At 45.3% G+C, this 13,876-nt stretch carries 11 protein-coding genes; 8 read left to right on the forward strand and 3 right to left on the reverse strand.

Annotation, left to right across the window (positions count from 1 at the left end; translation table 11 throughout):
- The first annotated feature begins 4 nt into the window (after positions 1–4).
- The 5 genes from DWX59_RS27805 (at position 5) to rsmG (ending at position 6,276) form a co-directional block, all read left to right on the forward strand.
- Complete coding sequence (locus DWX59_RS27805; RefSeq protein WP_117563396.1) at positions 5–1,327, forward strand: YidC/Oxa1 family membrane protein insertase; 1,323 nt, start codon at positions 5–7, stop codon at positions 1,325–1,327.
- A gap of 12 nt (positions 1,328–1,339) precedes the next feature.
- Positions 1,340–2,122: an RNA-binding cell elongation regulator Jag/EloR gene (jag, locus tag DWX59_RS27810; protein WP_117563397.1), complete on the forward strand. Its 783-nt coding sequence runs from the start codon at positions 1,340–1,342 to the stop codon at positions 2,120–2,122.
- A 106-nt stretch (positions 2,123–2,228) separates the two neighbouring features.
- A complete protein-coding gene (gene mnmE, locus DWX59_RS27815) occupies positions 2,229–3,608 on the forward strand; it encodes a tRNA uridine-5-carboxymethylaminomethyl(34) synthesis GTPase MnmE (protein WP_117563407.1) in 1,380 nt (459 codons plus the stop codon).
- A gap of 26 nt (positions 3,609–3,634) precedes the next feature.
- Positions 3,635–5,512, forward strand: coding sequence for a tRNA uridine-5-carboxymethylaminomethyl(34) synthesis enzyme MnmG (gene mnmG / locus DWX59_RS27820; RefSeq protein ID WP_117563398.1), 1,878 nt, complete (start codon positions 3,635–3,637; stop codon positions 5,510–5,512).
- A gap of 14 nt (positions 5,513–5,526) precedes the next feature.
- A complete protein-coding gene (gene rsmG / locus DWX59_RS27825) occupies positions 5,527–6,276 on the forward strand; it encodes a 16S rRNA (guanine(527)-N(7))-methyltransferase RsmG (protein WP_117563399.1) in 750 nt (249 codons plus the stop codon).
- 634 nt (positions 6,277–6,910) lie between these two features.
- Here the strand turns inward: rsmG and DWX59_RS27835 are convergent.
- Both DWX59_RS27835 and DWX59_RS27840 read right to left on the reverse strand, forming a co-directional pair.
- On the reverse strand, positions 6,911–7,741 hold the full coding sequence (locus DWX59_RS27835; RefSeq protein WP_117563401.1) for a deoxyribonuclease IV: 831 nt from the start codon (positions 7,739–7,741) through the stop codon (positions 6,911–6,913).
- 116 nt (positions 7,742–7,857) lie between these two features.
- Positions 7,858–8,808, reverse strand: coding sequence for an alpha/beta fold hydrolase (locus DWX59_RS27840; protein WP_117563402.1), 951 nt, complete (start codon positions 8,806–8,808; stop codon positions 7,858–7,860).
- A gap of 282 nt (positions 8,809–9,090) precedes the next feature.
- On the opposite strand from DWX59_RS27840, the gene DWX59_RS27845 reads away from it, so the two are divergent.
- The 3 genes from DWX59_RS27845 to DWX59_RS27855 are packed head-to-tail and all read left to right on the forward strand — an operon-like array spanning position 9,091 to position 11,320.
- Positions 9,091–9,861 carry a ParA family protein gene (locus DWX59_RS27845; RefSeq protein ID WP_117563403.1) on the forward strand — a complete coding sequence of 257 codons (771 nt, stop codon included), beginning with the start codon at positions 9,091–9,093 and terminating at the stop codon, positions 9,859–9,861.
- Positions 9,861–10,784, forward strand: a complete 924-nt coding sequence (locus DWX59_RS27850) for a ParB/RepB/Spo0J family partition protein (protein ID WP_117563404.1) — start codon at positions 9,861–9,863, stop codon at positions 10,782–10,784. The genes DWX59_RS27845 and DWX59_RS27850 overlap by 1 nt, the downstream gene beginning before the upstream one ends.
- Positions 10,785–10,807: 23 nt before the next feature.
- Positions 10,808–11,320 carry a DUF4446 family protein gene (locus DWX59_RS27855; RefSeq protein ID WP_117563405.1) on the forward strand — a complete coding sequence of 171 codons (513 nt, stop codon included), beginning with the start codon at positions 10,808–10,810 and terminating at the stop codon, positions 11,318–11,320.
- Positions 11,321–13,358: 2,038 nt separating this feature from the next.
- On the opposite strand, the gene DWX59_RS28970 is transcribed toward DWX59_RS27855, so the two are convergent.
- Positions 13,359–13,876, reverse strand: a 518-nt coding sequence (locus DWX59_RS28970) for a hypothetical protein (RefSeq protein ID WP_166460320.1), incomplete at its 5' end; no start/stop codon positions are given.

The raw sequence follows: 13,876 nt of genomic DNA on the forward strand, positions 1-13,876 counted from the left end.
TGTATTGAATGGTTTAGCTGGCGCAGTATTATTGACAAAAACAGGCGGTATGCTGGGGCCGATCGCTGATATCCTTGGATGGATAATGGATTGGCTGTTTAAGTTTACAAGTATATTCGGCATTGAGAATATCGGTCTGTGTATTATCCTGTTTACCCTGGTAACAAAGGTGCTCATGATACCTCTTACCATTAAACAGCAGCAGTCCTCCAAGCTGATGGCAGTCATGCAGCCGGAGATTTCTGCTATCCAGAAAAAGTATAAGGGCAAGGAAAATGACCAGAAGTATGCAATGATGATGCAGACAGAGATTAAGGCTGTTTATGAGAAGTATGGAACTTCCATGACAGGCGGCTGCCTTCCGTTGCTGATACAGATGCCTATCATCTTTGCTTTGTACCGTGTAATTTATAATATTCCTGCCTACGTACAGTCGGTAAGGGGATATTATGAAATCATCATAAGCAAGCTTCCAAGCGGTTACCAGACAGCTCAGGCGTTTACGGATCTGGCAGCGGCGCAGAAGATGCCCATTGATAAATTTGATTATACCAATATTAATACCGTAATTGATTTATTATATAAGTTTACCGGACAGCAGTGGGACGCCCTGGTGACTTCCTTTGCTTCCGTGGGACAGGCCGTGACGGATACAGGCGTCAGGGTGGTGGATGCCATTGAGAACATGCAGACATTTTTCGGCCTGAACATTGCGTATACGCCGTTCCAGGTCATCATGAACTATTTCAACAAGGTGGATGGGACAACCCTGCTGACAGCCATTGCAGCGCTTTGTATCCCTCTGTTTGCAGGTTTGAGCCAGTGGTACAGCACCAAGCTTATGACTGCAAACCAGCCCCAGGCCAGCAGCGATGAGAATCCAGCGGCAGGCATGATGAAGAGCATGAACGTGACCATGCCTCTTATGTCTGTATTCTTCTGTTTCTCATTTGCATCCGGTATCGGACTTTACTGGGTTGCGCAGAGTGTGTTTACAATCATCCAGCAGGTTGGTATTAATTCTTATCTGAATAAGGTTAATATTGACGACCTGGTTCAGAGGAATATTGACAAAACCAATAAGAAACGTGCGAAAAAGGGGCTTCCTCCAACGAAAGTGGGCAATGTAGACCAGATGCTTAAGAAGATTGAGGAAAAGGAAGCAAAGGCTGAGTCTGCGCAGATGGCCAAGATTGCAAAGACAAAGGCGATTGTTGAGGAATCCAACAAGTATTATAATGAAAATGCCAAACCGGGCAGTCTGGCGTCCAAAGCAAATATGGTTGCCAAGTACAATGAAAAGCACGATAAGGGAAGCAAAAAATAGGAGGGGTTTTGTATGGATATGATTACAGTTACTGCCAAGACAGTGGACGAAGCAGTTACAAAAGCGTTAATCGAACTTCAGACAACCAGCGATAAGCTGGAATATGAAGTGGTTGACAAAGGAAGTACCGGATTCCTGGGAATCGGTTCAAAACCTGCTATTATTCGTGCAAAGAAAAAGGAATCCATTGAAGATAAGGCCATGGATTTCTTATCTCAGATTTTTGGGGCCATGAATATGGAGGTATCCATCATAGCTGTATACAATGAGGAAGAACAGGAGCTTTCCCTGAACCTGGAAGGCGACGACATGGGCATCCTGATTGGAAAGAGGGGACAGACCCTGGATTCCCTCCAGTACCTTGTAAGCCTGATTGTGAATAAGGGCACCGAAGGGTACCTGAGGGTTAAGCTGGATACTGAGAATTACCGTGAGAGAAGGAAGGAAACCCTTGAGACCCTGGCAAAGAATATTGCCTATAAGGTGAAGCGGACCAAGAGGCCTGTTTCACTGGAACCCATGAATCCTTATGAGAGAAGGATCATCCATGCGGCCCTGCAGAATGATAAGTACGTTACCACCAGAAGCGAGGGCGAGGAGCCGTTCCGCCATGTGGTGATTGCACTTAAGAAGGAAGCGTCCGGCGGTGACCGGAAGGGACGTTATGACAAGAATAAAGGCGGGCGCTATGACAGGTCTTCCGGCGGATATAAGGGTAATAACCGCCGCAGCCACTATTCTTCAACAGCTTCATCAGGCGCGTCAGAAGAGACAGCTGCGGGAGATGAGGAATAACTGACAGATTTTAAGCTTAAAAGGCTGTTGCAGGGTGCGACGGCCTTTTGCGCTATTTGTCCGGCATGGAATGGCCCGTGTCCGGCAGGAATTGAAAGGATATCAGATGAGGACAGATACAATTGCAGCCATTGCCACTGGAATGTGCAATTCGGGAATCGGGATTGTAAGGATCAGCGGCAATGAGGCATTTACTGTGATTGATAAGTTATACAGGAATAAGGACGGCAGGAAGGTAAAGGTAAGCCAGTCCAGATCCCATACGGTCCATTATGGATTTATCTATGATGGGGATGAGAAAGTGGATGAGGCCCTTGTGCTGATCATGAAAGGGCCCCACAGTTATACGGCTGAGGATACGGTGGAGATTGACTGCCATGGGGGTATCCTGATGGTAAAGAAGATACTGGAGGCGGTCATCCATGCAGGCGCCAGGACGGCGGAGCCGGGAGAATTTACAAAGAGGGCGTTCCTCAATGGCAGGATTGATCTGTCCCAGGCCGAGGCCGTGGCGGATGTGATTAATGCCACCAATGAGTATGCGCTGAAAAGTTCGGTGAGCCAGTTGAGCGGTTCTGTATCAAAGCGCATAAAGGAACTGAGAAGCCGGATTCTGTATCAGATTGCATTTATAGAATCCGCACTGGACGATCCGGAACATATTTCCCTGGATGGGTACGATGGGAAGCTTATGGAGCTGCTGAATCCCATGGTGGAGGAAGTAGAGGGTCTGCTGGCGTCAGCGGACGACGGCCGGGTCATGACAGAAGGGGTTAAGACAGTTATACTTGGCAAGCCAAATGCGGGAAAATCCTCCCTGATGAACGTGCTTTTAGGGGAGGAGAGGGCCATTGTAACTGAAATAGCCGGAACCACCAGGGATACGCTGGAGGAGCATATCTATCTTCAGGGAATCAGCCTTAACGTGGTGGACACGGCCGGTATCAGGGATACTGAGGATGTGGTGGAGAAGATTGGCGTTGACAGGGCCAGGCGGGCTGCCGGTGACGCGGACCTTATCATATTCGTGGTAGACGGCTCGCGTCCACTGGATGAAAGCGACAGGGAAATCATGGATTTCATCCGCGGCAGGAAGTCCATTATCCTTTTGAATAAATCCGATCTTGAGATTGTGGTGGGTAAGGATGAACTGGAAGGCATGTCGGGACAGAAGGTGATTCCTGTATCCGCCAAGGAGGAGCAGGGGATTGAGGAGCTGGAGCAGGAGATTAAACGGCTCTTTTATCGTGGAGAACTTAAGTTTAACGACCAGGTCTATATAACAAATGTAAGGCATAAGGAGGCACTGGAACAGACCCTTAGGAGCCTTATGATGGTAAAGAGGAGTATTGAGGATTGTATGCCGGAGGATTTTTATTCCATTGACCTTATGGACGCATATGAACAGCTGGGGCTGATTACAGGGGAAGCAGTGGACGATGATTTGGTGAATGAGATATTTGCCAGATTCTGTATGGGAAAATGATTGAAATGAAAGAGGAATGAAAGCGTATGCCATATTTGGAAGAAACCTATGATATCATTGTTGTGGGGGCCGGACATGCAGGCTGCGAGGCAGCCCTTGCCGGCGCAAGGCTGGGCCTTGAAACCATCATGTTTACGGTCAGTGTGGACAGCATTGCCCTGATGCCCTGTAATCCCAATGTGGGAGGCAGTTCAAAAGGCCACCTTGTAAGGGAACTGGATGCCCTTGGCGGGGAAATGGGAAAGAATATTGACAAGTCATTTATCCAGTCCAAGATGCTGAATGAATCCAAGGGCCCTGCAGTGCATTCCCTTAGGGCCCAGGCAGATAAGCAGGATTACAGCAGGCAGATGAGGAGAACCCTGGAGAATACGGAGCATCTTACCATACGACAGGCCGAGGTGTCGGAGCTTGTTGTTGAAGAAGGGGAAATCAGGGGCGTCAAGACATTTTCAGGAGCATTGTATAAGGGGAAATGCGTCATACTCTGCACAGGTACTTATCTGAAGGCAAGGTGTATCTACGGTGATGTCAGCAACCCTACAGGACCTAACGGGCTGCAGGCAGCCAACCACCTGACGGATTCCCTTAAGGCCAATGGGATTGAGATGTTCCGGTTTAAGACAGGTACCCCGGCCAGGGTGGATAAAAGAAGCATTGATTTTTCCAGAATGGAAGAGCAGCAGGGGGATGAGCGCGTGGTTCCTTTTTCTTTTTCAACAGACCCTGAAAGCGTGCAGAAGGAACAGGTGTCCTGCTGGCTGACCTATACCAATGAGAGGACCCATGGCATCATACGTGATAACCTGGACCGGTCCCCCCTGTTTTCAGGGGCCATTGAAGGCACAGGACCAAGGTATTGCCCATCCATTGAAGATAAGGTGGTGAAGTTCCCGGACAAGGAGCGGCACCAGGTCTTTGTGGAACCGGAAGGTCTTTATACCAATGAAATGTATCTGGGAGGCATGAGCAGTTCCCTTCCCGAGGATGTACAGTATGCAATGTACCGTACCGTGCCTGGGCTTGAGAAGGTTAAGATTGTCAGAAATGCATATGCAATTGAATATGACTGCATCAATTCCCTGCAGTTAAAGCCGACCTTGGAATTTAAGAAGATATCAGGCCTGTTCGCAGGAGGGCAGTTTAACGGCAGTTCCGGGTATGAGGAAGCTGCGGTCCAGGGATTTATGGCAGGTGTGAATGCTGCAATGAAAATCATGGGAAGGGAACAGGTGGTCCTGGACCGGTCCCAGGCATATATCGGTGTGCTGATTGACGATCTGGTCACCAAGGAGAACCATGAGCCATACAGGATGATGACATCCAGGGCGGAGTACAGGCTGCTTTTAAGGCAGGATAATGCGGATATCCGTCTGAGGAAAATAGGCCATGAGATTGGACTTGTCACTGATAAGGAGTATGAGGATCTTCTTATTAAGATGGATGAGATTGAACGTGAGATAAAACGACTTCAGGCAACGGTAGTTGGTGTGAATCCCACCACGCAGGGATTTATGGAAAAATATGGAAGTACCTTACTGAAATCAGGTATAAGCCTGGCAGAGCTGGTAAAACGGCCGGAACTGGATTATGAGAAGTTATCAGAGCTGGATAGGGACCGGCCACTGCTGTCAGCTGAGGTAAGGGAACAGGTCAATATTGAAATTAAGTATGAAGGATATATTAAGCGCCAGTACCAGCAGGTAGAGCAGTATAAAAAGCTGGAAGGAAAAAGGCTTCCTGAAGATTTTGATTATTCCCAGGTAAAAAGCCTTCGAAGGGAGGCCGTACAAAAACTGAACAAGGTACAGCCAGCAACCATTGGACAGGCATCCCGTATATCAGGTGTATCACCGGCAGATATATCTGTCCTGCTGGTACACTTTGCGAGAAAGCAGCAGTGAGAGGATTAAATGATATGACAGAGACATTTCGCATCCAGATGATGCAGGAATCAGCACAGTTGGGCATCACGCTCAGCGATTCCCAGTTGGAACAGTTTTATTCTTATTATGAAATGCTGGTGGAAAAAAATAAGGTAATGAATCTTACCGCTATTACGGAAGAGTGCGAGGTTGTGACAAAACATTTTAGTGACAGCTTGTCACTATTTGGCCTGTTAAGAGAAATGCAGGCTGGCGGTGATGCATGGTATAAGACATGTAATGTGATTGATGTAGGCACAGGAGCTGGTTTTCCTGGGATTCCCTTAAAGATAGTTTTTCCTGAATTAAGGGTGACGTTGCTGGATTCTTTAAATAAAAGGGTTATATGGCTGAAGGAAGTATGTACAGATCTAGGCCTTGAAGGGGTTTGTTTTGTGCATGGGCGGGCAGAAGACATAGGACGTCAGGCAGAACATAGGGAGATGTATGATTTGTGTGTATCCAGGGCAGTAGCCAACCTATCGAGTCTTTCCGAATATTGTATGCCTTTTGTTAAGGTGGGAGGATATTTTATTCCATATAAATCAGGCGAGATAGATGAGGAGCTGAATCAGGCAAAGAAGGCAATTGGAATTTTGGGCGGAAAGCTGAAATCCGTTGAGAAATTTGTGCTGCCAGGCACTGATGCTGCCAGATCCCTTGTGATGATTGAGAAGGTGAAGCCTGTTTCAAAGAAGTATCCTAGGAAGGCGGGATTGCCTACTAAGGAGCCGTTGAAGTAGTGGGGTGTAAAAAGGGGAGTTAAGGGGTGCAATGGGGGAGTTAGGGATTTTAGGTGATTTTTGAGGGATTTAAGTATATATTTAGGGCGATAGAGAGATAGTAGATAAGAAATAGTAGATAAGAAATAGATTGGGATTGAATTAGGTTTGGATAGGATTCTAATAGGGAAGAAGGTTTTTGGATGTTTCACGTGAAACATTCAAAAACCTTCCTTTATATTTTTATATATTTGATGTCATTCATATATTTAATATTTCCTATTTATAATTAATGACGCTCATATGATTAATGACGCTCATATAAATAATATCTTTCATATTATTGACATCTCCCATATTATCAACATCACATATATTATTGATACCTCTTATGCTATTGATATCTTAAATACTATTAATATCACTTATACTATTGACATCTTCCATATTATTGACATTTCATATATTATTAAAATTTCCCATATTATTGATATCTCATATATTGTTAATACTTCATATATTTTAGATATTATAGATATTTTTTACTCTTTTTAGGCTTTTCACTCTTTTAAAACTTATTGTATCTACATATAATGCTAATACTTAAATGTATTTAAGCTTTCATCATACTAATTATTTATTAGTGAAAATTATGTCAGCCAGCGGCTTCTCTCATCATGTGGATTTCTCTCGCATATCCATCTAAGTCATTAGGGGTCTCCATATAAAAGGGAAGCTTACCTAATATGGGATGGGTTACTATTCTCTTGAATGTATCAATTCCAATATATCCCTCCCCCAGCTTTGCATGTCTGTCTTTATGCGCGCCTAAAGGATTTTGACTATCGTTCAAATGGATTGCTTTTAAACGGTTAATTCCAATAATTCGGTCAAATTCGTTTAATACATCGTCTAAATGATTGACAATATCATATCCTCCATCCCATACATGGCATGTGTCAAGACACACGCCCATGTGGTCAGATAAATCGACTAAATCCAATATCTGTTTAAGCTCTTCAAAACATCCCCCAATTTCGCTGCCTTTACCAGCCATGGTCTCCAGCAGGACAGTGGTGGTTTGGTCTGGGGAAAGTATTTCATTGAGCATTTGGGATATATATTCAATACCTGTTTTAACGCCCTGCTTGACATGGCAGCCAGGGTGAAAGTTATACATGTTACCTGGAGTGTATTCCATCCGCGCGAGATCATCAGCCATGGTTCTTTTTGCAAAGTCCCGAAGTTTTGGGTCTGCAGAACATGCATTTAAAGTATAAGGAGCATGGGCCAGAAGAGGAGTAATGTCCTTCTCTTTTGCTGTTGTTAAAAAGCGTTCCACATCCTTCTTATTAATTGCTTTTGCATTGCCGCCTCTTGGATTGCGGGTGAAGAACTGAAATGTATTAGCGTCGATAGCTATGGCATCTTTTGCCATGGATTCGTATCCTTTTGATGAGGATAAATGGCATCCTATTCGTATCATATGTTATTCCTTTCTGCATTAAGTAATGGTAAGTAAATGAAATGTTATATATAATAAAAAAGGTCCGGACAGTAATTATCCGAACCGGAATGTTTCACGTGAAACATTAACTGCTTTTAAGATAAGAATGTTTTAATCAAGTCATATATCTCAGCAGGCTTTTCCATATGGGGAAGGTGCTTGGTATTTGCAACAGTCGCTGTTTCTACTGCTGGATTATATTCTTTATATTCATTCATACATTCATCAATATATTCCAGAGCTCCTCCTCCAATGAGATAAATACTGTTATCTATTTTCTTTAATGCATTGACAATGTTACATTTTATATAGTTGCATTCAATGCTTGCATATACAGACTTTGGCGATTCACCCAAGTGGGCAGCTTCGTGATATGCATCAATCAATCCAGCTTTTACTGAATATGGATTATAAAAATAGTTAGTCATAAAATCCTTTGTAATGGCTTGTTTACTACAGGAAATATGATATATGAGGGTTCCTACAATTGGAAGATCCAACATAAATTTATATAACTTGGCATTCTTTCCCGGAACCTGACAACAGGAGAGGATACTTTCAGGGTTAATAAACATAAGCTGATTAAATAACTCAGGAGAGTTACAGCAGGCCATAATCCCTAAGGCAGTGGAGGAACCGGTTGCAACCATATCTGTTCTGTGTCCAATCTCGGATTTAATAAAATCACATAATAACTGTACATAGAGATAATTAGTATATGTCAGGTTGGGTTTCTCCGAGCGGCCAAATCCTAATAAATCAATGGTGTATACAGTATATGACTCAGCTAATTTACCTGCCAGGTTTTTCCACTCATGGCTGCTTGAAGCAGGACTTAAATCATGTACTAGCAGAATCGGTTTGCCTGCACCGGACTTTGTATAATGGATATTACCAAGACGCCACTTATAACATAAAGCCTCTGGTTCTCCTAAAACATTCCGTGAAGTCGCGGACAGCTTAATTGCTTTATTAATAAGAGCAGTGGTAGTAGCTGCTCCTGCTGAAAGTATAAGTAAGGTTAATAATTTGTTCCTTGTTTTCATTCAATTATAATCTCCTGAACTTCGTCATATCATACCATTTGAATAAGAGTTGTTTTGCTTTATCTATTATAATACAAGCCGGGGGCTATTACAATGTTTAGAGAATTAAATTATTCTTAAGAGTTTTCAGACAGAAAAATGTTTCACGTGAAACATTTTTTGTTTAAAATGAGAAAAATACGAGTTTCTTTTATTTTGTCATAGGAAAAGAAATGGAGTTGTGATATAATCGTAAAAGTAATCGAAGAAAGATTTGTTTTTTCGAGAAAGGAATCAATACAAATGGGACGAATAATAACAATAACCAACCAGAAAGGCGGGGTTGGCAAAACTACAACAGCCATTAATCTTTCTGCCTGTTTGGCTGAAGCAGGACAAAAGGTCCTGTTGGTGGACTTTGATCCTCAGGGCAATGCCAGCAGCGGTTTGGGACTGGAACGGGAAGACTTTAATAAGACAGTATACGATATGCTGATTGAGGAAGCTCCTGCTGATGAATGTATCGTAAAGGAAATACAGCCAAATCTGGATGTCCTTCCTTCTGATATGAACCTGGCTGGAGCTGAAATTGAGTTTCAGGAAGTAGAAGAAAAGGAAAGACTGCTCAGCATCTATTTAAATCAAGTTCGTGATACATATGATTTTATTCTGATTGACTGTCCCCCATCGTTGAATATACTGACAATCAATGCATTAACAGCAGCAGATACAGTATTGGTCCCAATACAATGTGAATATTATGCCCTGGAAGGATTAAGCCAGGTTTTAAAGACAGTAGATCTTGTAAAAAGAAAATTAAATCCGGATTTAGAGTTGGAAGGTGTTGTATTTACCATGTATGATGCCAGGACAAACCTTTCCATTGAAGTGGTGGAAAGTGTTAAAAGCAGTCTGAACCGTACCATATACAAAACCATTATTCCAAGGAATGTCCGTCTGGCAGAAGCACCAAGCCATGGAATGTCCATTAACCTTTATGATTCCAGATCAACAGGTGCTGAAAGCTACCGGTTGCTGGCAGCAGAAGTAATGAGCAGAGGAGAAGAGTTGTAATGGCTAAAAAGGGATTAGGAAAAGGCCTGGGTGCCATATTTGGTGAAGATGTAATAAAAGAAAGCGAAGAGGACATTGCAAAGGCAAAGGCAGCTGCAGTTGATAAAGGGGAAGAGATGACCAGTGAACGTATGGTGAAGCTGGCGTTGATTGAGCCTAATAAGGATCAGCCAAGAAAGGACTTTAATGAGGAACAGCTAAGGGAATTGGCTGATTCCATTAAGCGGTATGGTGTATTGCAGCCGCTTCTGGTTCAGAAAAAAGGAAATTTCTATGAGATTATAGCCGGCGAACGCAGATGGCGTGCCGCAAAGATGGCTGGTTTAAAGGAAATTCCTGTTGTGCTGAGAGAATATACCAAGCAGGAAGGCATGGAAATCGCTCTGATTGAGAATGTACAGAGAGAGGATTTAAACCCCATTGAGGAAGCGCTGGCGTATCAGCAGCTTGTAAAAGAATTTCATCTGACCCAGGAAGAGATTGCAGAAAGGGTTGCAAAGAACAGGGCCACCATAACAAACTCCATGCGTCTTTTGAAGTTGGATGAACAGATTCAGGAAATGTTGATTCAAAACATGATATCCAGCGGTCATGCAAGGGCCTTGCTTTCCCTGGATGATAAAGGACTGCAGCTTAAGGCGGCTAAAATGATTCTGGATGGAGGCATGAGCGTAAGGGAAACCGAACGCCTTGTAAAGAAGCTGGCCAGGGAAGCCGAGGATGATGGCAGTGATAAAAAGGACAAGAAAAAGGATGAGGCCTTAGCTATCATATACCAGAATTTGGAAGAGAGAATGAAGAGTATTATGGGCACTAAGGTCAGTATCCATAATAAAGATAAAAATAAAGGCCGGATAGAAATTGAATATTATTCAGAAGCAGAACTGGAGCGGATTGTGGAGATGATTGAATCTATTCGTTAGACACAAAGGAGTGAAGATATACAATGGAGAACAGCATTTTAAATCTATGTCCATTTGATCCCGCATACATTATTATGGGACTTGTGATATTAGTGGTTTTGCTGCTGATATTGGCGATTATTACAATGACTAAGCTTAGAAGGCTGGACCGTAAATATGATTATTTCATGCGGGGAAAAGATGCGGAAACCCTGGAGGATATAATCATGGATGAGATTGATGAGCTGCGGGACCTGAGGGCTGAAGATAGAAGCAATAAAGATTCAATCCGTACCCTGAACCGAAATTTCAGGGCATCTTTTCAGAAATATGGTATTGTAAAGTATAATGCGTTTAAAGGAATGGGCGGAAACCTGAGTTTTGCCCTGGCTGTCCTGGATTATACCAACAGCGGATTCGTCATGAACTGTGTACACAGCAGGGAAGGATGTTATCTGTATATCAAAGAGGTTGATATGGGACAAACGGATATTGTTCTTGGCAACGAGGAACAGGAGGCATTGGAACAGGCATTGGGGTATGTGAAGAAAAACTAGCACAACCTTATATGAAATCCTGTGATATAGCACTCGCTATCTATGCCAGGGGATGTTTGAAAATTCATTTCCGCAATCTGCCCTAAGGAAATCCACCATAGGTACCCCTTAGGGCAACGCACACATGAACAGATATCAAGCACTATTACTCAGTTATTTAAGCAACGCTGTACTAGCTATAGGGTCTGCCAGGCCATAGCTTTGGGGGCGCACACCTGAAGCAGATATCAGGCACTATCTCGCGGTTATTTACGCAGCACATACCATGGATAGTGAATAAATATAAAGGACACATGGATTAAAGCGAATTAATATGCATTCCATGATGTCCTTTTTTGATGACAGACAATTTGTCCGCACCATTCCTGTTAGCATTTTATGAAATTCAATATCAATATGCATAACAGATGTCCTGCTGTGCCTTATGCCAAATAAAACCTTGTTTGAATATTTACTATAATTTACAGTAATAAGGGTATATGATGAGGAATATGCAGGAGGAAGGAGTTTAAGTGATATGATATGGTGAGGGATAGTTTTCCAAAATATGTAATATACATGGATGAATTTAATCCAAGCCAGAATGTGGGGAAATAGGTATGTCCGGGATTTTTATTGATACGATGTGTATTTGGGAAAATAACAGTTTCCCGCCAGATACAGATTGGAAGGGGACTTCTCTGGTGTGGATTAGGGAGAAGGGATTGTCTGTCCAGTGATATCACGTTGCCCAACCAGTATTTCAAACCGTATATCAATAAAAAATCATAAAAAGTAAGACAAAGTGGAACCAATGACGGATATTTTCATTTTTTTAAAAAGAAAGGGGCAGTCAGGGAAATTCCTGCATATGATATTGGTAAGAGTAAATTGTAAAAGGGAGACCAGATGCAGGATATTGAATATCTGAAGAGTATGTATCCGTCCGGGATAAAGATACTTCAGGGATATGTATCAGAAGCATGCGACCGGCTGGATTATAAGAACAGCCCTATGTATGATGAGTATCCGGACCATCTGATGGTCAACAGACTGTGTGATACTATCTGTGATACAGTCATGTCATCAGAAGGTGCGGAGCGGGTTACCAGCATGTGGAACATAGCAGAAACTGACAGAAGTTCCTTGGAGATGGAGGAACTGCATAATGACATGAAACGTCTGGATATAGATTCTTCGGTTGATAATCCGGATGCGGATCAGGATGAAATGATTCCAGAAGAATGTTTTCAGATTGAGGTAGAGTCGGTCAGGAAGAATCAGGGAATGCAGTATATGGATAAGCAGGAAGCAAATGAAGTAACTCCAGACCCTGCACAGGGAAGAGGTGAATCTACTATCCGTTCAGTGGAAGAGCGGATAGAGACTCAGGAAATCAGAGAAAGAAACCCAATGGGACCAGGACCGGAGAGACCGCCCATGGGGCCAGGACCAGGAAGACCGCCTATGGGGCCAGGGCCGGAGAGACCGCCCATGGGGCCAGGACCAGGAAGACCGCCTATGGGGCCAGGGCCAGAGAGACCGCCCATGGGGCCAGGACCAGGAAGACCGCCTATGGGGCCAGGGCCGGAGAGACCGCCCATGGGGCCAGGACCAGGAAGACCGCCTATGGGGCCAGGGCCAGAGAGACCGCCCATGGGGCCAGGACCAGGAAGACCGCCTATGGGGCCAGGGCCGGAGAGACCGCCCATGGGGCCAGGACCAGGAAGACCGCCTATGGGGCCAGGGCCAGAGAGACCGCCCATGGGGCCAGGACCAGGAAGACCGCCTATGGGGCCAGGGCCGGAGAGACCGCCCATGGGGCCAGGACCAGGAAGACCGCCTATGGGGCCAGGGCCAGAGAGACCGCCCATGGGGCCAGGACCAGGAAGACCGCCTATGGGGCCAGGGCCGGAGAGACCGCCCATGGGGCCAGGACCAGGAAGACCGCCTATGGGGCCAGGGCCAGAGAGACCGCCCATGGGGCCAGGACCAGGAAGACCGCCTATGGGGCCAGGGCCGGAGAGACCGCCCATGGGGCCAGGACCAGGAAGACCGCCTATGGGGCCAGGGCCAGAAAGACCACCAATGGGACCGGGGCCGGAGAGACCGCCCATGGGACCAGAATCTGGCAGGCCGCCAATGGGACCAGGGCCGGATAGGCCACCCCAGGGACCAGGATCTGGCAGACCGCCCATGGGACCAGGACCAGAAAGACCACCGATGGGACCAGGGCCAGGCAGACCGCCCATGGGACCAGGGCCAGAAAGACCACCGATGGGACCAGGGCCAGGGAGACCACCGATGGGACCAGAATCTGGCAGACCACCGATGGGACCAGGGCAAGGCAGACCGCCCATGGGACCAGGACCAGAAAGACCACCAATGGGACCAGGGCCAGGCAGACCGCCAATGGGACCAGGGCCGGAAAGACCACCCATGGGACCAGGGCAAGGCAGACCGCCAATGGGGCCAGGACCGGAGAGACCACCGAGGCCAGTCCCACCGCCACCGAGGCCGCCGCAGCCACCGAGGCCAGTCCCACCGCCACCAAGGCCGCCGCAGCCACCGAGGCCA

The sequence above is a fragment of the Enterocloster aldenensis genome, from assembly GCF_003434055.1.
Lineage (GTDB): Bacteria > Bacillota > Clostridia > Lachnospirales > Lachnospiraceae > Enterocloster > Enterocloster aldenensis.